The organism is Sedimentitalea sp. (assembly GCF_039973035.1).
Classification (GTDB): Bacteria; Pseudomonadota; Alphaproteobacteria; order Rhodobacterales; family Rhodobacteraceae; genus Sedimentitalea.
In genome coordinates this window covers 99,367-116,236 of sequence record NZ_JBDWLR010000042.1, presented here as the reverse complement: position 1 = coordinate 116,236, position 16,870 = coordinate 99,367, and the positions used below count along the sequence as shown (strand labels likewise).

Below are 16,870 nucleotides of genomic sequence, written 5' to 3'. Positions count from 1 at the left end.
ATCACTTCAGCAGCGTTGCGGCCGCAGCCGCCGCCGCACCTTCGACGCCAAACATGTTGATGACCCCCAGCAGCATAACGGCCGCAGATGCCATCAGAAAACCCCAGAGCACCGGAGAAGAATTGGTTTCAAGTTCCGCGCCCTCCTCTCCGAAGTACATGTAATAGACGATCCGCAGGTAGTAGAACGCCCCGATGACCGAAGCGATCACACCCGCGACAGCCAGCCATGCCAGACCACCATCATAGGCCGCCCGCAGCACGTAGAACTTGCCAAAGAACCCGAGCATCGGTGGCACCCCGGCAAGCGAGAACAACAGGACCAGCATCGCCAAGGCCCGTCCGGGTTCGCGCCGGGCATAGAGGTTGAGAGATGTGATGTCGGTGACGGGCCGTCCGTCCTTTTCCATCATCAGGATAAACGCAAAGGTACCGACATTCATGGTGACATAGATCGCCATGTAGATCAGCATCGCCTGCACCCCAAATTCAGTGCCAGCCGCCAGCCCCATCAACGCAAATCCCATATGCGAAATTGAGGAATAGGCCATCAGCCGTTTGATATCACGCTGCCCGATCGCCGCCACTGCACCAAGGAACATAGACAGAACTGCAAGCAGGGCAATCACCTGCTGCCAGTCGGCAACGGCATGGCCGAACGCATCATGCAACACCCGCGCAAACAGGCCCATCGCAGCCATTTTGGGGGCAGTGGCAAAGAATGCAGTCACCGGGGTGGGCGAACCTTCGTAAACGTCAGGTGTCCACATGTGGAACGGCACTGCGCTGACCTTGAACGCCAGCCCCGAGATCACGAAAATCAGACCAAAGAGCAAACCAAGAGAAACCTCACCATGCTGCGCGGTTTGAATGATGCCCGAAAACAGCGTGGTTCCGGCAAAGCCATAAACCAGCGATGCACCATAGAGCAGCAGGCCAGAGCTGAGCGCGCCGAGTACAAAATACTTCAGCCCGGCTTCGGTCGATTTCACGCTATCGCGGCGCAATGCGGCAACCACGTAGAGTGCCAGAGATTGCAACTCCAGCCCCATGTAAAGTGACATCAGATCACCGGCGCTGACCATCATCATCATGCCGACTGAGGCGAGCGCCACCAACAGTGGATATTCAAACCGAAGCAAGCCACGGCGCTCCATGTAATCCTGGCTCATCAACAGAACGGCGGCAGCGGAAGCCAGAATGACGACCTTGGCAAAACGGGCAAAGCCATCATCCACGAACATCCCGCCAAAGGCGACATGGGTTCCCCCGCCACGGGTGGCGATAAAGAACGCGAGGATCAGCATCAGCGCCGACGTCGCCCAGACCAACGCAGGCCCAAGGCGATCCTTGCCGGTATAGGCCGCCCCGAGCAAGGCCAGCATGGCGAACACCGCCAGCACGATTTCCGGAAGGATTACGCTCAGATCAGCCTGGATCATGCGCCCGGCCCCCTCAATTCGATGCGTGCTGGGTCGCGGCCTCGGCCGCTGCCAGCGCAGTGTCATATGTGGAAATCAGAGCCGTCGTCGATGGCCCGATGATGTCGGTCACCAGCGATGGATAGATGCCCAGCAAAAGGGTCATCGCCACCAAGGGCGCAAAGATTACGCGCTCGCGGGTGGACATGTCCTGAATGGTGCGCAGGCTTTCCTTGATCAGATCGCCGAACACAACGCGGCGATACAGCCACAGCGCATACCCCGCGCTGAAGATCACCCCGGTCGCGGCAACCGCTGTCACCCAGGTGTTGACCTGAAAGGCCCCCATCATGGTCAGGAATTCGCCCACAAAGCCGGACGTGCCCGGCAGGCCCACGTTGCCCATGGTGAAGAACATGAACACCAGCGCATAGGCCGGCATCCGGATCACCAGACCTCCGTAAGCGTCGATATTGCGGGTGTGCATCCGGTCATAGATCACGCCGACACACAGAAAGAGGGCGGCGGAAATGAACCCGTGGCTCAGCATTTGGAAAATCGCACCATCGATGCCCTGCTGATTGGCGGCAAAGATGCCCATGGTGACAAAACCCATATGCGCCACCGAGGAATAGGCGATCAGCTTTTTCATGTCTTCCTGCACCAGCGCCACCAGTGAGGTATAGACAATGGCAATCGCGCTCATCCACAGGACCACCGACGCCATCACATCCGCCCCAACTGGGAACATCGGCAGGCTGAAACGCAGGAACCCATAACCGCCCATCTTGAGCAGGATCGCCGCCAGCACGACGGATCCGGCCGTCGGAGCCTGTACGTGCGCGTCCGGCAACCATGTGTGAACCGGCCACATCGGCATCTTGACCGCAAAGCTCGCAAAAAAGGCCAGGAACAGCAGCGTCTGCATGCCACCGACAATCTGCATCCCCATCAGGCTAAAGGTTTCGCTGGCAAATTCGTGGGCCAGCAGAACCTCTATATCCGTGGTTCCCGCGTCCGCAAACATGGCGACCATTGCAACCAGCATCAGCACCGAACCGAGGAAGGTATAGAGAAAGAACTTGAAGCTGGCATAGATGCGTTCTTTGCCACCCCAGATGCCGATGATCAGGAACATCGGGATCAGGCCAGCCTCAAAGAACAGGTAGAACAGCACCAGATCCAATGCTGTGAACACGCCTAACATCAGCGTTTCCAAGAGCAGGAAGGCGACCATGTATTCCTTGACCCGGTCCGTCACGTTCCAACTGGCCAGAATGGTCAGCGGCATGATGAAGGTGGTCAGCATGACAAACAGGACGCTGATCCCATCAACGCCCATCTTGTACTGCAGGCCCAACAGCCACTCGGACTGTTCGACGAACTGGAAACCGGTGTTGGAAGGATCAAACTCGAAATAGATGCCGAGCGAGACAAGGAACGTCACGCTGGTCGCAAACAGCGCCACATACTTGGAGTTGCGCTGTGCCGCCTCGTCGCTTCCGCGCAGGAATACCACCAGGATCAGCGCCGCGAGGGCGGGAACAAAGGTGACAATGGAAAGGATATTGTCCATCAGTGCGCTCCTCCGCCGATCGTCATCCAAGTGACGAGAGCCGCGATGCCAAGCACCATCCAGAAGACATAGGTAAAGATAAAGCCTGACTGCGCGCGCCCTGCGAGGCGGGTAAAGAACGGAATGATGCCCATCGCCACGGCATTGAGGAACCCGTCAATGACATTGCCATCGCCGCGTTTCCAGAACAGGCGGCCGATCCCCAGTGCAGGTTTGATAAAGATCACGTCGTAAAGTTCGTCAAAGTACCATTTGTTCTTGAGAAACAGGTACAGCGGGCGCTGGCTTTCGGCCAGACGCGCCGGGAGGGACGGGTTGACGAGGTAGAACCAGATCGCAACCGCGAGACCAAGCACCATTGCAACGAATGGAGACACCTTAACCCAGACAGGTGCCGCATGGGCATCGTCCAGCACATGGTTGTCAGGCCCGAAATAGATCGCGCCCTCGCCCGGTTTGCCGACGAAAACATAGTGATGCTCACCTTCTGCGCCGTGCCCTTCGTCAGCATGGGCATCGTCGGTTGCCGTATCGTGGCTGTCGGCTTCGGCCTCGCCATGGGGGGCGTCTTCGCCATGCGCCGATGCTTCGGCAACCGGAATACCATAGAACTTGCCCACTTGATCGGCGTGACCAAAAAAGCTCCCGTACCAGATCATCCCTGCGAACACCGCGCCAAAGCTGAGCACACCCAACGGGATCAACATGGTCAGCGGGCTTTCATGCGCGTGTTCATGTGTATGTTTGTCGCCGCGCTCCTCGCCGAAGAAGGTCAGGAAAATCAGCCGCCAGCTGTAAAAACTCGTGAACGCAGCAGCAATCACCAGCATCCAGAAGCCATAGGATGATCCACCGGCAAAGGCACTTTCGATGATCGCATCCTTGGACAGGAATCCGGCAAAACCGATCGAGGTCAGCGGAATGCCAACACCGGTGATCGCAAGCGTTCCGATCACCATCGCCCAGTAAGTATAGGGGATCTTTTTACGCAGGTTGCCATAGTTGGTCATGTCCTGCTCGTGGTGCATCGCGTTGATGACCGACCCTGCTCCGAGGAACAACAGCGCCTTGAAGAACGCGTGTGTGAGCAGGTGGAACATTGCGGCGGAATACATGCCGACACCGGCGGCAACGAACATATAGCCCAACTGTGAGCAGGTCGAATAGGCGATCACGCGTTTGATGTCCGTCTGAACCAGCCCCACCGTCGCGGCGAAAAAGGCCGTCGTCGCACCGATCACGGTAACAAAAGCCATCGCTTGCGGTGCAAATTCCATCAACGGTGACATCCGGCAGACCAGGAACACGCCTGCTGTCACCATGGTCGCGGCGTGAATCAATGCCGACACAGGTGTGGGGCCTTCCATCGCATCCGGCAACCAAGTGTGCAGGAACAACTGCGCCGATTTACCCATTGCGCCGATGAACAACAGAAAGGCGATCAGGTTCGCGGCATTCCATTCGGTCCAGAGAAAACTGAGCTGGGTTTCTGCAAGGGTTGGGGCATAAGCAAAGATGTCGTCCATCTTGATGCTGTCGACCAGAAAGAACAGCGCAAAGATGCCAAGGGCAAAACCAAAGTCGCCGACCCGGTTGACCACAAACGCCTTGATGGCGGCGGCATTGGCCGATGGCTTGCGATAATAGAACCCGATCAGCAGATACGAGGCGACGCCCACACCTTCCCAGCCAAAGAACATCTGAACCAAATTGTCGGATGTCACCAGCATCAGCATGGCAAAGGTAAAGAACGACAGATAGGCGAAGAAGCGCGGCTTATAGCTTTCGCCTTCTTTCCACTGTGGATCCTTGTCCATGTACCCAAAGCTGTAAAGATGGACGAGGGCAGAAACCGTGGTCACCACGATCAGCATAATCGCCGTCAGACGGTCCAGCCGGATCGCCCATTCGGTCGCCAGCGTCCCGCTCTCGATGTAACGCAGGACCGGTATTTGCGTTGTCACACCGTCAAACGAAAAGAACACGACCCACGACAGCAGACAGGCCAGGAACAACAACCCGGTTGCCACCCAAAGCGCCGCAGTCTCGCCAATGAACTTCCAGCCGAACCCGCAGATCAGCGACCCGACAAGGGGGGCAAAGAGGATGATGGTTTCCATAGTTCTCTCAGCCCTTCATCATGTTGACGTCTTCAACCGCGATGGTGCCACGATTGCGGAAGAAGCAGACCAGAATGGCCAGCCCGATCGCAGCTTCGGCAGCGGCAACTGTCAGAACGAACAGCGTGAACACCTGGCCCACCAGATCGCCCAGAAAGCTGGAGAACGCGACAAGGTTAATGTTCACTGCCAGCAGCATCAGTTCGATGCTCATCAACAGGATGATCACGTTCTTGCGGTTCAGAAACAGTCCGAAAATACCGATGACGAACAGCGTCGCAGCGACTGTGAGGTAATGTTCAAGTCCGATCATGTTTTACCATTCCAGCAACGGATAACCGTGCTTTTTGCATGCGTGTTGTGCCAGCGGGGCAACGTCGGAAGTTACATCGATCGGGCTGAGCGTGAAGCCGAGCGAGTTCAGGGGAAATTCGTCAGGCGGGGCCTCGCCCGAATAGACCGGGGCATAAGCCTTGTTTGCGCAGTCAATACTGTGAACCGAATGGGATACCCCGTCCGCGTTCTCCTTGCGCGAATGAAGCTGAACGAACCCGTCGCCAAAATCCTTGCTGGCCACGTCATAATCCTTGTCGATCTCATGGCGCGTGGTGATCGGGCTTTCTGCCACCGCGGCGCTTGCCAACAACAACAGGCCTCCGCTCGCGACCGTGGCGAAAAAGCGTTTTCTGGATACGATATGCAGCATTGTTTACAGCCCCTGCCCCGGTTTCACGTCTTTCAGTTCCATTGCCGTCGCCGGATCGCGCATCATCTGCGCAACGATATTCTGGCGTTTGATGTCGGTGCGATGGCGCAGGGTCAGCACAATCGCGCCCACCATCGCAACCAGCAGGATCAGACCTGCAAGCTGAAACAGCAGGAAGTACTGGTCATACAGGATCATCCCGAGCGCCTCGGTATTGTGCCGGTCCAACGGCACCACCTGCGCGCGTAGATCACTTGCCGCGTGACTGCTTTCCCATGCGCCAAAGGCCATGACGAATTGCATCAGGATCACGAGGCCGATCAGCAAGGCCAGCGGCATGTACCGGGCCATCTCGGCCTTGAGCTCGGCAAAATCCACGTCCAGCATCATCACGACAAACAGGAACAGAACCGCCACCGCGCCCACGTAGACAATGACAAGCAACATCGCGACGAATTCAGCGCCCAGCAGAACAAAGAGCCCTGCCGCCGAGATGAAGGAGAGGATCAGCCACAGGACCGAATGAACCGGTTGGCGGCTAATCACGGTGAACAGGCCACCGGTAATGACGCTGATTGAAAAGAGGTAAAAAGCAAAAACGCTCATGCTTTGTCATCCTCCGGGTCGCCCATCGCCTCTTTCGCCAGATCCAACGCACGGGTCATGGCGGGAATGCCGGCAAAGACTGACATTTGGCCGATGGTTTCCACGATTTCCTGTTTGCGCGCGCCGGCCTCTATGGCGTGGCGCACAGTTTGGCGAACGGCCGTATCTGACTGCGCGCCCTGCATCGTCAGCCCGGCCAGCGTGATCAAGAGCCGGGTCTTGGCATCAAGCCCGTCCTTGTTGACCGCATTGCCGAACATCATTTCCATCGCCTCTTTCGGCATCGTTGGCCACAACGCCTCAAACCCTTTGGGCGAAAAGCTCTCAAGCGCGGGGTTCAGTGCCTTGGCCATGTCCTGGGCCTGCGCCATCATGGCTTCGAACGGGTTCTGCGGATCACTCATCGTTCTCGACCTCTTCATCAAAGACTTCCAGTGCAGCGTTCATCGCGTTGATCACTGCTGGCAATCCACCATAGAGCGCCATCTGAAAAATCACTTCACCGATTTCGCGCTGTGTCGCCCCAACCTTACGGGCGCTGGCGATGTTCACCTTTAGCTGCGGGCGAGTCTGCCCGCCCAATGCGGTCAGCGCTGCGACCGTCGCAAGCAACCGGGTTTTCTCGTCCAGCCCTTCGCGCGTGTAGAACTGCCCATACGCGACATCGACAATCGTTCGCGACAGCCCCGGAACCAACGCGTCGTAACGCCCGGCCAGCACAGCTTCCATGCCCGGGTTGACCTTTTCGGCCAATTCACTGCCGCGCTCATAGCTGCTTTGTTCGGTGACTGCGGTGTTCATCGATACGGCGCATCCAGCTCTAGGTTACGGGCAATTTCAGCTTCCCACATTTCGCCATTCGCCAAGAGCTTGTCCTTGTCATAGAACAGCTCTTCGCGGGTTTCGGTGGCGAACTCAAAGTTCGGACCTTCAACAATTGCATCCACCGGGCATGCCTCTTGGCAGAAACCGCAATAGATGCATTTGGTCATATCGATATCATACCGCGTGGTGCGGCGGCTGCCGTCTTCGCGCGGCTCGGCATCAATCGTGATCGCCTGTGCCGGGCAAATCGCTTCGCAGAGTTTGCAGGCGATACAGCGTTCTTCGCCATTGGGATAGCGCCGCAGCGCATGCTCGCCGCGGAATCGCGGGCTGAGTGGGCCCTTTTCATGCGGATAGTTCAGCGTCGCCTTGGGCGCAAAGAAATACTTTAGCCCCAGCTTCATGCCAACCATGAAATCCCAGAGCAGGAAGTATTTGGCCGCGCGCGTATAGTCGATATTCGCCATGATCAGCCCCCCGTGCTCCAGCGGGCGAATGCCCCCCAGAACCAATCGAATTTTGCCGCAAATGATACGAACACCACCCAGCCAAGGCTGAACGGCAGGAACACTTTCCAGCCCAGACGCATCAGTTGGTCATAGCGGTAACGCGGCGTGATCGCCTTGACCATCGCGAAGAGAAAGAAGAAGAACGCCATCTTGCCGACCATCCAAAGCACGCCATCCGGCAGGCCTGGGATCGGCGATAGCCAACCCCCAAAGAACAAGAGCGAGGTCAGCGCGCACATCAAGAAGATGGCGATGTATTCACCGGCCATGAACAACAGGAACGGTGTCGCCGAATATTCCACCTGATACCCGGCCACCAGTTCGCTTTCCGCCTCCGGCAAGTCAAATGGCGGGCGGTTGGTTTCAGCGAGTGCCGAGATGAAGAACAGGAAAACCATCGGGAAATGCGGCAGCCAGTACCAGCTGAAGAACCCATAGGCCCCATCCTGCGCCCGTACGATATCTGAAAAGTTCAGCGAACCGGTCGAGATGATGATGCCGATGATGATCAGACCGATGGACACCTCGTACGAGATCATCTGAGCGGCAGAGCGCAGTGAGCCGAGGAACGGGTATTTCGAGTTTGAGGCCCACCCCCCCATGATCACGCCGTAAACCTCAAGGCTCGACACCGCGAAAACATAGAGGATTGCGACATTGATGTCCGACAGCACCCAGCCATCGTTGAACGGGATCACCGCCCAGGCGATCATCGCCAGAACAAAGCTTGTCAGCGGCGCGAGAAGGAATACGGTGCGGTCCGACCCGGCCGGGATCACGACTTCCTTCACCACGTATTTCAGCGCATCGGCCACCGATTGCAGCAAACCAAAGACGCCAACGACGTTGGGGCCCCGCCGCATCTGAACAGCGGCCCAGATCTTGCGATCACCGTAGACGAGGAACAAAAGCGAGATCATGACAAACGCAACAACGGCGAGCACTTGTGCAACAATCAGCACCGCAATGCCGCCCGGAGTGGAAAAGAAATCAGCCATAGGTCCTCACACCGTCGGTATTCCGTTGTTTTGCGCGCTTGGCGACCACGAGACAGGCGCCCAGAGAGTCCAGCCCGCATGGCAATGATGACAAGTTGCTGTTAACAGCATCTGCAGGCCACATACCAGCCTCTTCCTTGGTTTTTGTGCGCAATTGACGCGCCCGAAACGTTGGCCGACAGTGCCATCGACCTGCCGCCATGGCAGGCCGTGCCGGGTGCGGCGCTATGTGTTTCGACGCTCTCATTCCGCTGCGATCTGGTCCTGCCCGCGTGCCTTTGTGGCCGCAGAGAGTTCGGCCATCAGGGCGCTGGCACGTGCAATCGGGTTGGTCAGATAGAAATCGCTGATCGCGGGGCGGAAGCTGGCTTTGCCCAGCGGTGCAGCCTGCAGCGGTTGAACGTCGTTTTCGGGAACATCATCGATCTGTGCAAGATGCGGCACAGCGGTGACCAGCGCCTTACGCAACTGTGCCAGCGAGTCATACGGCAGGGTCGCCCCCATCTCCGCACTCAAAGCCCGCAGGATCGCCCAGTTTTCCTTGGCCTGCCCCGGCGCAAACCCGGCACGCAGCGCAAGTTGCGGGCGGCCTTCGGTGTTGACGAACAGCCCCGGCTCCTCGGTATAGGCCGCGCCAGGAAGGATCACGTCGGCACAATGCGCACCCCGATCCCCGTGGCTGCCCTGGTAGATCACAAAGGCCCCGTCGGCGATGTCGATTTCGTCCGCACCAAGGTTATAGATTACGTCTGCGTCGTTGACCGCGTCCATGCCACGCTCGTTGGTACAGCCGGCGTCCATCGCACCGACCCGACCAGCAGCCGTGTGCAGGATCAACAGACCACTGGCTGTGGCCTCGGCAACCTTCTGTGCGGCGGCCAGCACGGCCGCGCCGTCAGCCTCCTGCAACGCGCCTTGGCCCACGATGACCAGCGACGCCCGGTTGCGGATTTCGTCATCGCCGCCCATGTCGACGACCTGTTGCAGCGCCGCGCGATCGTCACCAACGTGCGCGTATTCATAAGTCAGATCAGCGGCTTGGCCGACCAAAGCAATGTCGGCACCGCGCGCCCATGCCCGCCGAATGCGCGAGTTCAATACCGGCGCCTCAAGGCGCGGGTTTGTGCCGATCAACAGGATGCGCTCGGCTGAATCGATGTCTTCGATTCTCGCTGTACCGGCATAGGCGCCACGATTGCCGGCAGGCAGCTTGGCCCCGTCAGTGCGGCATTCAACGACGCCGCCCTGCCCTTCAATCAACTGCTTGAGCGCGAATGCGGCCTCTACAGGGGCGAGTTCACCAACAACACCCGCCGGCGCCTTGGCCGCTTTCAATGCGCCCGATGCCGCAGCAAGCGCTTCGTCCCAGTTTGCCGGGCGCAGCTTGCCGTTTTCGCGGATATAGGGCTGATCCAGCCGCTGACGGCGCAATCCGTCCCACACAAACCGTGTCTTGTCCGAAATCCATTCCTCGTTCACGCCATCGTGGTTGCGCGGCAAAAACCGCATGACTTCGCGCCCTTTGGTATCAACCCGGATGTTTGACCCTAGGGCGTCCATCACGTCGATGCTTTCGGTCTTGGTCAACTCCCAAGGGCGCGCCGTAAACGCATAGGGTTTGGAGACCAGCGCGCCAACCGGGCAAAGGTCGATGATATTGCCCTGCAAGTTGGAATCGAGCGTTTCACCGAGGTAGCTGGTGATCTCGGCATCCTCTCCACGCCCCGTCTGGCCCATCTGGGTGATCCCGGCGACCTCGGTGGTAAACCGCACACAGCGGGTGCAGGAAATACAGCGGGTCATGTGCGTTTCGACCAGCGGACCGAGGTCAAGATCCTCGGACGCCCGCTTGGCTTCGCGGAAACGCGAGAAATCGACACCATAGGCCATCGCCTGATCCTGCAGATCGCATTCCCCGCCCTGATCGCAGATCGGGCAGTCCAGCGGGTGGTTGATGAGCAGGAACTCCATCACCCCTTCGCGCGCTTTCTTAACCATTGGCGAGTTGGTCTTGACCACCGGGGCCTGACCTTCGGGACCGGGGCGCAGATCCTTGACCTGCATCGCGCAGGAGGCCGCCGGTTTTGGCGGGCCGCCCACAACCTCGACCAGACACATGCGGCAGTTGCCCGCGATCGACAAACGCTCGTGATAGCAGAATCGCGGGATTTCCACGCCAGCCACTTCGCAGGCCTGGATCAAGGTCATCGCCCCGTCGACTTCGATCTCGGTTCCGTCAATGTTGATCTTGCGCAGGTCAGACATGATCTATCTCGCCTTCAAAAGCGCGCCGATCGCGCTGGAATTTGCTATTTCCGTGCGACCGAACGCACAGTACGTATCGGGTTGGTCGATATTGACACCCTTGGATTCAAGGTACTTTTCGCCTCTTGAGCGCATCTTGGCCTTCTCGGCGTCGGATTCGACAAAGGCCCGGATCTCGGCATCAGTATAGCCCAGCTCATTTGCGCGGCTGCGCAGTTGGAACAGCATGTTATAGCCCTTTAACCGCCGCGCGCTGATGTCATCGCATTTGCGTCCGACTTCGTTGGCCAAGGCAACAACAAACAACGTACCATCGATTTCCGGCACATCGCTCAGCGGTGGTTTGGCCTGCGCCGAAACAGCCGTACAGATCGCAAGTGCCACGGCACAGGTTTTCAGACCGGTCATGTCAATATCCTCCATTGTGGAAGATCGACTGCACTCAGCCCGCCCGTGATATGCAATATCATCGGGGCGTTATCACCTGTTATCGCGGCAAAGCTGGTCATGTATCGCATCTCCCACGGAAGGTGATGTTGTTGTCGACGACCGACAGTCGCCCCGCCTCGGTATCCGGCCCGACCGTCCATGCGATGTCAGACGTGCCATAGTTGGTCACGCAATAGATCGTTCCCTGATAGCGCGCAGCTTCGCGCGCGCCATCCAGCGACTGTGACACCTTGTAGATGGTCGAGGTGAAATCCGCGCGCGATACCTTTTTGTCGACGGGTTTGGTCTTGGATTTGAAAACCACACCGTCAAACGGCACGAGATTCGGGTTGTCCCGTCCGCAGGCGACAGGAACCGTCAGTGTCGTAGCCATCAAAACCAGAACTGTTTTCGCAGACACTTTCATTCTAGCCCACCCGCGAGTGAACGGGCCGAAAGACCGGTTCTTTTTCGATGACGGCAATGGAATCGTGAATGTGCAATCCGGAAATGACCCTGCCTAGCTCGGGATGGCGCATGCCCTTCTTGTGATACCAGCGGTGCATATCGTCGACCAGCTCACGCGCAAACCGGAAAAAGTTCTGATTGCTGCGATACCCGCCGCCATATTTCTCGATATAGGCGGTGTGCAGATCCTCGATCATGTAGACGCCATGCTCTTCCATCCGCGGATACAACGCCTCAAACGAGGCCCGCACATGCGGCATGCGGTGGCTGCCATCGTCCAGAACCACATCGACGCCACCCATCTCATCAACGAGCGCATTCAGGAACTCGGGGTCAGCCTGACTGCCGATGCGGACCTGTGCGGCCTGACCGTCGAACTTGGCACAGTCCTTGTTGATGTCGATTCCGTAGATCACCGCATCTTCGCCAAGATAGTTGCGCCACATCTGCAGGCTACCGCCCTTGTTGATGCCGATTTCCAGAAACCGCACCTTGGTTCCGCGGAACCGCGAAAAATAGCGATCGTAAATTGGAATATAGTGGTGCCACTTGTGAACCACGACGCCGGTATTGCCGGCGAACACCGGCAACAGATCACCGTCATATCCGTATTTTTCACGGATATCTGCGGCTACATCGCCATCTTCGTCAAAGCGGAAGCGTCTCATGCTAGCTTGCTTTCTGAAATCCGCAGGGGGAAACTCATCATTGTGTTCATACTCTTACCCTATTCCGCCGCCACATGGGTACAGCGTTTGTCGCGCCACATACCGGCCTGATCAAGCTGCGCCCAGCCAAATGCGGTTTCGTCAGGCCCATGTTCGCGCAAATGCTCCAGACGCTTCATCGCCTCGTCCAGCGTCGGACGGTGCCCGACTGGAACCCACCACATGACAAAATGCTGATCGGACAGGATGTCGAACCAGTCGTGGCGTTTGTCGTAAAACTGTTTGTGCACGGTGCCCCAGACAAATTTCTCCAGCGCCGCCGCGTCCTCCCACACCGTCAGGTTGGCAACAAATTGCGGATCATCGCCGATGCTGTTCTCGGTGTTTCCAGTGCCGGGCTCACCAGAGCCTTCCATCATCCAGACGAACCCGGGCATCCGTTTGCCCAGCCCATTGATCCGGTCGAGGTTTTCCATGAACTCAGCAACGCGCGGATCGTCGGTCGGTGCAACCAGACGTCCGACATTCAGCTCTGCCAGGTGATATGTCTGCCGTTCCGTCATAGCAGAGCCACCAGTCCGAGGATCGCCATCACCAACATGCAGAACCAGCCACCGACATAGGCAAAGCTGCGCGGCCCATTATGAGGGTTCCCGACGGCCGCAACATGCAAGAAGATCATGATCAGGCGGCTCGCCAGCGTAAGCCCGGCCAAAAGATTGATCCAGAATGGGCTGGCGCCAGCCAGAATGGCAACTCCCGCAGTTGCAACAAAAAAAGACATGGTATCGGTTCCGTTTTCGAACACTCTGTGCAGCCTGTAGGCGAGATCAGAGTAATCGGCCGCCGGTTCAGCACCCGGAGCAAGCCCCTGCTTGCCCTTTTGAATCGCCGAGAGCGGAGAAAACAGCATCACGACCACCGCAAAGATCGCGACGGATGCCAACGCTGGCGCATATGCTGCAAAAGAGTCCATATCTACTCCGCAGCGACCGCGCTCACGCGCCCTGTCCGCTTGTGCTTGATCCGATCCTCAATTTCATCCCGGAAATTCCGGATGAGCCCCTGAATCGGCCATGCGGCCGCATCACCCAATGCGCAGATTGTATGGCCTTCGACCTGCTTGGTCACATCGAGCAGCATGTCAATTTCCTCGACCTCTGCATCGCCTGTCACCAAACGGTCCATCACGCGCATCATCCAGCCGGTGCCTTCGCGGCAGGGCGTGCATTGCCCACAGCTTTCATGCTTGTAGAATTTGCTCAGCCGCCAGATCGCCTTGATGATATCGGTGTCATTGTCCATCACGATCACCGCCGCGGTTCCCAGACCCGACCGCTGCTCGCGCAGCCAGTCGAAATCCATGATGCAGTCTTCCTTCATGATTTTGCCGGGCAGGCAAGGCACCGATGATCCGCCCGGAATGACCGCCTTGAGGTTATCCCAACCGCCACGAATGCCACCGCAATGGCGGTCGATCAGTTCTTCAAAACTGATGCTCATCGCCTCTTCGACAACACAGGGTGCGTTCACGTGACCGCTGATCGCAAACAGCTTGGTGCCTGCATTGTTGGCCCGGCCAAAGCCTGCGAACCAGTCAGGACCGCGCCGCAAGATCGTTGGTACCACAGCGATGGATTCGACATTGTTCACGGTCGTCGGGCAGCCATAAAGCCCCGCGCCCGCCGGAAATGGCGGCTTCATACGGGGCATGCCCTTTTTGCCTTCAAGGCTTTCCAGCAGGGCGGTTTCCTCACCGCAGATATAGGCGCCTGCGCCGTGATGCAGGTAGAGATCAAAATCCCAACCTGACCCGGCGGCGTTCTTGCCCAACAGACCCGCGTCATAGGCCTCGTCAATGGCATTTTGCAGCGCCTCTTTCTCGCGGATGTACTCGCCACGGATGTAGATATAGCAGGCATTGGCGTTCATCGCGAAGGACGCGATCAGGCAACCTTCGATCAGCGTATGCGGATCATGGCGCATGATCTCGCGGTCCTTGCAGGTGCCCGGTTCGGACTCATCCGCATTCACCACCAGATAGGCGGGACGCCCATCGCTTTCCTTGGGCATGAACGACCATTTGAGCCCCGTTGGAAAGCCTGCGCCGCCGCGACCGCGCAACCCGGAGTCCTTCATCTGTTGCACGATCCAGTCGCGCCCCTTCTGGATCAGCCCTGCCGTCCCGTCCCAATGGCCACGCGCCTTGGCACCGGCCAGAGTGCGGTCATGCATCCCGTACAGGTTGGTAAATATCCGATCCTGGTCTTTCAGCATGGCTGCCTACCTTTGACTATCCTGACGCATGCGCCAGAGTTGATACGTGTTGATGCCTGCATAGACAAATCCAGCCAGGGCAATGAAATCGAAGAGCAGAGCGTAGCGTCCCGGCAGTCCGACGGCCGGTCCGATGAAAAGAGTAACCGCAAGCCAAAGCAATGTCGTCCCGGCGATCACCAGGGCGATATGTCGTCCCTTGCGGGCGATGGCGAGATTGCGTTCGTCGTTCATTCACTTCGGTTCGTCAGTCGGGTGCCTCATGCCGAGGCGGAGTTGTTTTCAAAGCGCCATGTGCCCTTGCGAGCGGCGAGTTCCACCTGCCCCGGAAGCGCCTTGGATGTCTTGATCAAGGTGCTCGCGGTAAGGCCCGGCTGCTCCGTTTCGGATACCTTTGGTTCCGGCGCAGGTTCCACTTTGGTGGCAACAGGCTCAGGCTCAGGTTGTGTTTCGGCGACGGCGAGTTCCGGTGCAGGCGGGGTTGGGCTCGCCGCTTGGACCGGGGCTGCGGGGCTGCTGACCTCGCGGGTCTCCTCGGTTACGGATGCCTTTCCCCGAGGCAACAACATGAGGCCCGCCGCAAAAATCACCAGAGCTACAACCAGAGCGATGACCACACCGGACCCGACAACGAGCAGCAAGATTCCGACGATGCCCCCGCCTATTGCTGCGGCAACCCAGCTCCGCCCCGTGTTATTTGATGATGTGCTCATGACTCTATCCCCTCGCCTTGTCGTTTCCCTTAGGTGTCGTAAATCCCGTCCTGTTTGGCCCGTGCGGCGAACTCTGTCTCTTCCCCTGCGGCCAGTTTCTTTGCTTGTTCGACCCAGTCATCACGGCTGACCCGGCCCTTGAAGCCGATCAGGTTCTGATCAACCCAAGCCACTTCCGCCGGGCTCCAACTCGCAACCTGATCAAAATGATACACACCGATGCTGTTCAGCGCGCTTTCCAGTTTAGGGCCGACGCCTTTGATCAGTTTCAGATCGTCAGGCGTACCATCCCGCGCCGCATCAAGAAACACCGGCTTTTCTCCGGCGACAACTTCTGTCGGCACTTCGGTCTTGTCGGTCTTCGTTTCAGGCGTTCCACCGGCCTCGTATTTCCACGCACCCTTGCGCGTCGCCAGTTCGGTCTGGCCCGGCAAAGCACTGGAGGGTTTCACCAAACCCGTGCCATCGGCAGTCCCTGCCGCTGGTTTGGTAGGTTCCTTTGCCTTGGGCACAGCCGCTTTGGGTTTCTCGGCACTGTTTGCCGCGTCCTTGCGCCAAGGCGTCAGTAACGGAACCTCGGTGCCATCAATGCGTTTAACAGTGTCGCCGATATCAACGGCCAACTGCACGCTGGCATTGTACTTGGTATGGCCGCTGTCAAATTCCTTGAGGCTGGTCAGACCGCTCAGCGGTTCGGATGCATAGCGCCCATTCTGCGGGCCCGGCACCGGCACCTTGCCCGACGCCAGTTCGTCGATGATCTCGCCGAACCGATCGGCGGTCAGGTCTTCGTAATAATCCTTGCCAATCTGTACCATCGGCGCATTCGCACAAGAGCCGAGGCATTCAACCTCTTCCCAGCTGAATTTGCCATCAGCCGACAGCATGTGCGGCTTTGCAGCGATCTTGTCCTGACAGACCGCCATCAGATCCTCTGCTCCGCAGATCATGCAGGAGGTCGTGCCGCAAATCTGGAAATGAGCAACGCTGCCCACCGGTTGAAGCTGGAACATGAAGTAGAAACTGGCGACTTCAAGCGCGCGAATATAGGCCATGCCCAGCATGTCAGCCACAGCTTCGATTGCCGGTCGCGTCAGCCAGCCTTCCTGCTCTTGCGCACGCCACAACAGCGGAATGATCGCGCTGGCCTGCCTGCCCTCGGGGTACTTGGTGACCTGCGCCTCGGCCCAAGCCATATTGGCATCGGTGAAAGCGAATGTTTTGGGTTGTTCGGGGTGCAGACGGCGGAGCATTAGAACGTCTTTCTGTTCACGCTGAGACGTGGGACGC

Annotated in this window: 20 protein-coding genes; all 20 read right to left on the bottom strand. The window is 58.2% G+C overall.

The window, feature by feature from the left end; genetic code table 11:
• Nucleotide 1: 1 nt before the first annotated feature.
• The 20 genes from nuoN to ABJO75_RS09170 all read right to left on the bottom strand — a co-directional run bounded on the left by nuoN (nucleotide 2) and on the right by ABJO75_RS09170 (nucleotide 16,833).
• Nucleotides 2–1,441: an NADH-quinone oxidoreductase subunit NuoN gene (nuoN, locus tag ABJO75_RS09265; protein WP_348135512.1), complete on the bottom strand. Its 1,440-nt coding sequence runs from the start codon at nucleotides 1,439–1,441 to the stop codon at nucleotides 2–4.
• A 13-nt stretch (nucleotides 1,442–1,454) separates the two neighbouring features.
• The gene (locus ABJO75_RS09260) at nucleotides 1,455–2,996 is read right to left on the bottom strand and encodes an NADH-quinone oxidoreductase subunit M (RefSeq protein WP_348135510.1); all 1,542 of its coding nucleotides are present in this window, start codon (nucleotides 2,994–2,996) and stop codon (nucleotides 1,455–1,457) included.
• A complete protein-coding gene (gene nuoL / locus ABJO75_RS09255) occupies nucleotides 2,996–5,116 on the bottom strand; it encodes an NADH-quinone oxidoreductase subunit L (RefSeq protein ID WP_348135508.1) in 2,121 nt (706 codons plus the stop codon). Before nuoL ends, ABJO75_RS09260 begins: the two co-directional genes overlap by 1 nt.
• 7 nt (nucleotides 5,117–5,123) lie before the next feature.
• Entirely contained in the window at nucleotides 5,124–5,429 is a 306-nt protein-coding gene (nuoK, locus tag ABJO75_RS09250; protein WP_005984024.1) for an NADH-quinone oxidoreductase subunit NuoK, read from the bottom strand.
• 3 nt (nucleotides 5,430–5,432) lie between these two features.
• Nucleotides 5,433–5,822, bottom strand: coding sequence for a hypothetical protein (locus ABJO75_RS09245; RefSeq protein WP_348135505.1), 390 nt, complete (start codon nucleotides 5,820–5,822; stop codon nucleotides 5,433–5,435).
• A gap of 3 nt (nucleotides 5,823–5,825) precedes the next feature.
• Nucleotides 5,826–6,428: an NADH-quinone oxidoreductase subunit J gene (locus ABJO75_RS09240; protein WP_348135503.1), complete on the bottom strand. Its 603-nt coding sequence runs from the start codon at nucleotides 6,426–6,428 to the stop codon at nucleotides 5,826–5,828.
• Nucleotides 6,425–6,832, bottom strand: coding sequence for a carboxymuconolactone decarboxylase family protein (locus ABJO75_RS09235; protein WP_348135593.1), 408 nt, complete (start codon nucleotides 6,830–6,832; stop codon nucleotides 6,425–6,427). The genes ABJO75_RS09240 and ABJO75_RS09235 overlap by 4 nt, the downstream gene beginning before the upstream one ends.
• Nucleotides 6,825–7,229 (bottom strand): carboxymuconolactone decarboxylase family protein, encoded by a 405-nt coding sequence (locus tag ABJO75_RS09230; RefSeq protein WP_348135501.1) that lies wholly within the window; start codon nucleotides 7,227–7,229, stop codon nucleotides 6,825–6,827. The genes ABJO75_RS09235 and ABJO75_RS09230 overlap by 8 nt, the downstream gene beginning before the upstream one ends.
• Entirely contained in the window at nucleotides 7,226–7,720 is a 495-nt protein-coding gene (gene nuoI, locus ABJO75_RS09225) for an NADH-quinone oxidoreductase subunit NuoI (RefSeq protein ID WP_348135498.1), read from the bottom strand. The genes ABJO75_RS09230 and nuoI overlap by 4 nt, the downstream gene beginning before the upstream one ends.
• Before the next feature lie 2 nt (nucleotides 7,721–7,722).
• Nucleotides 7,723–8,760 (bottom strand): NADH-quinone oxidoreductase subunit NuoH, encoded by a 1,038-nt coding sequence (gene nuoH / locus ABJO75_RS09220; RefSeq protein WP_348135495.1) that lies wholly within the window; start codon nucleotides 8,758–8,760, stop codon nucleotides 7,723–7,725.
• Between the two features lie 243 nt (nucleotides 8,761–9,003).
• The gene (gene nuoG, locus ABJO75_RS09215) at nucleotides 9,004–11,025 is read right to left on the bottom strand and encodes an NADH-quinone oxidoreductase subunit NuoG (protein WP_348135492.1); all 2,022 of its coding nucleotides are present in this window, start codon (nucleotides 11,023–11,025) and stop codon (nucleotides 9,004–9,006) included.
• Between the two features lie 3 nt (nucleotides 11,026–11,028).
• Nucleotides 11,029–11,433, bottom strand: coding sequence for a DUF5333 domain-containing protein (locus ABJO75_RS09210; RefSeq protein ID WP_348135491.1), 405 nt, complete (start codon nucleotides 11,431–11,433; stop codon nucleotides 11,029–11,031).
• Nucleotides 11,434–11,530: 97 nt separating this feature from the next.
• On the bottom strand, nucleotides 11,531–11,881 hold the full coding sequence (locus ABJO75_RS09205; protein WP_348135489.1) for a hypothetical protein: 351 nt from the start codon (nucleotides 11,879–11,881) through the stop codon (nucleotides 11,531–11,533).
• 1 nt (nucleotide 11,882) lies between these two features.
• Nucleotides 11,883–12,590, bottom strand: a complete 708-nt coding sequence (locus tag ABJO75_RS09200; protein WP_348135487.1) for a class I SAM-dependent methyltransferase — start codon at nucleotides 12,588–12,590, stop codon at nucleotides 11,883–11,885.
• Nucleotides 12,591–12,649: 59 nt separating this feature from the next.
• Complete coding sequence (locus ABJO75_RS09195) at nucleotides 12,650–13,153, bottom strand: DUF3291 domain-containing protein (RefSeq protein ID WP_348135485.1); 504 nt, start codon at nucleotides 13,151–13,153, stop codon at nucleotides 12,650–12,652.
• Complete coding sequence (locus tag ABJO75_RS09190) at nucleotides 13,150–13,566, bottom strand: MAPEG family protein (protein ID WP_348135482.1); 417 nt, start codon at nucleotides 13,564–13,566, stop codon at nucleotides 13,150–13,152. The genes ABJO75_RS09195 and ABJO75_RS09190 overlap by 4 nt, the downstream gene beginning before the upstream one ends.
• A gap of 2 nt (nucleotides 13,567–13,568) precedes the next feature.
• Complete coding sequence (nuoF, locus tag ABJO75_RS09185; RefSeq protein ID WP_348135480.1) at nucleotides 13,569–14,867, bottom strand: NADH-quinone oxidoreductase subunit NuoF; 1,299 nt, start codon at nucleotides 14,865–14,867, stop codon at nucleotides 13,569–13,571.
• A 6-nt stretch (nucleotides 14,868–14,873) separates the two neighbouring features.
• On the bottom strand, nucleotides 14,874–15,101 hold the full coding sequence (locus ABJO75_RS09180; protein ID WP_348135477.1) for a DUF5337 domain-containing protein: 228 nt from the start codon (nucleotides 15,099–15,101) through the stop codon (nucleotides 14,874–14,876).
• A gap of 26 nt (nucleotides 15,102–15,127) precedes the next feature.
• Entirely contained in the window at nucleotides 15,128–15,580 is a 453-nt protein-coding gene (locus tag ABJO75_RS09175; protein ID WP_348135476.1) for a hypothetical protein, read from the bottom strand.
• A 29-nt stretch (nucleotides 15,581–15,609) separates the two neighbouring features.
• Nucleotides 15,610–16,833 carry an NADH-quinone oxidoreductase subunit E gene (locus tag ABJO75_RS09170; protein ID WP_348135474.1) on the bottom strand — a complete coding sequence of 408 codons (1,224 nt, stop codon included), beginning with the start codon at nucleotides 16,831–16,833 and terminating at the stop codon, nucleotides 15,610–15,612.
• Between the last annotated feature and the right edge of the window lie 37 nt (nucleotides 16,834–16,870).

Excerpts from the sequence above, each read along its gene's own strand:
- nuoL (WP_348135508.1), bottom strand. The coding sequence starts at position 5,116 with ATGGAAACCATCATCCTCTTTGCCCCCCTTGTCGGGTCGCTGATCTGC.
- ABJO75_RS09180 (WP_348135477.1), bottom strand. The coding sequence starts at position 15,101 with ATGAACGACGAACGCAATCTCGCCATCGCCCGCAAGGGACGACATATC.
- ABJO75_RS09190 (WP_348135482.1), bottom strand. The coding sequence starts at position 13,566 with ATGGACTCTTTTGCAGCATATGCGCCAGCGTTGGCATCCGTCGCGATC.
- ABJO75_RS09200 (WP_348135487.1), bottom strand. The coding sequence starts at position 12,590 with ATGAGACGCTTCCGCTTTGACGAAGATGGCGATGTAGCCGCAGATATC.
- ABJO75_RS09205 (WP_348135489.1), bottom strand. The coding sequence starts at position 11,881 with ATGAAAGTGTCTGCGAAAACAGTTCTGGTTTTGATGGCTACGACACTG.
- ABJO75_RS09175 (WP_348135476.1), bottom strand. The coding sequence starts at position 15,580 with ATGAGCACATCATCAAATAACACGGGGCGGAGCTGGGTTGCCGCAGCA.
- nuoN (WP_348135512.1), bottom strand. The coding sequence starts at position 1,441 with ATGATCCAGGCTGATCTGAGCGTAATCCTTCCGGAAATCGTGCTGGCG.
- nuoI (WP_348135498.1), bottom strand. The coding sequence starts at position 7,720 with ATGGCGAATATCGACTATACGCGCGCGGCCAAATACTTCCTGCTCTGG.
- ABJO75_RS09245 (WP_348135505.1), bottom strand. The coding sequence starts at position 5,822 with ATGCTGCATATCGTATCCAGAAAACGCTTTTTCGCCACGGTCGCGAGC.
- ABJO75_RS09210 (WP_348135491.1), bottom strand. The coding sequence starts at position 11,433 with ATGACCGGTCTGAAAACCTGTGCCGTGGCACTTGCGATCTGTACGGCT.
- nuoK (WP_005984024.1), bottom strand. The coding sequence starts at position 5,429 with ATGATCGGACTTGAACATTACCTCACAGTCGCTGCGACGCTGTTCGTC.
- ABJO75_RS09195 (WP_348135485.1), bottom strand. The coding sequence starts at position 13,153 with ATGACGGAACGGCAGACATATCACCTGGCAGAGCTGAATGTCGGACGT.
- ABJO75_RS09240 (WP_348135503.1), bottom strand. The coding sequence starts at position 6,428 with ATGAGCGTTTTTGCTTTTTACCTCTTTTCAATCAGCGTCATTACCGGT.
- ABJO75_RS09230 (WP_348135501.1), bottom strand. The coding sequence starts at position 7,229 with ATGAACACCGCAGTCACCGAACAAAGCAGCTATGAGCGCGGCAGTGAA.
- nuoG (WP_348135492.1), bottom strand. The coding sequence starts at position 11,025 with ATGTCTGACCTGCGCAAGATCAACATTGACGGAACCGAGATCGAAGTC.
- ABJO75_RS09170 (WP_348135474.1), bottom strand. The coding sequence starts at position 16,833 with ATGCTCCGCCGTCTGCACCCCGAACAACCCAAAACATTCGCTTTCACC.
- ABJO75_RS09235 (WP_348135593.1), bottom strand. The coding sequence starts at position 6,832 with ATGAGTGATCCGCAGAACCCGTTCGAAGCCATGATGGCGCAGGCCCAG.
- nuoF (WP_348135480.1), bottom strand. The coding sequence starts at position 14,867 with ATGCTGAAAGACCAGGATCGGATATTTACCAACCTGTACGGGATGCAT.
- nuoH (WP_348135495.1), bottom strand. The coding sequence starts at position 8,760 with ATGGCTGATTTCTTTTCCACTCCGGGCGGCATTGCGGTGCTGATTGTT.
- ABJO75_RS09260 (WP_348135510.1), bottom strand. The coding sequence starts at position 2,996 with ATGGACAATATCCTTTCCATTGTCACCTTTGTTCCCGCCCTCGCGGCG.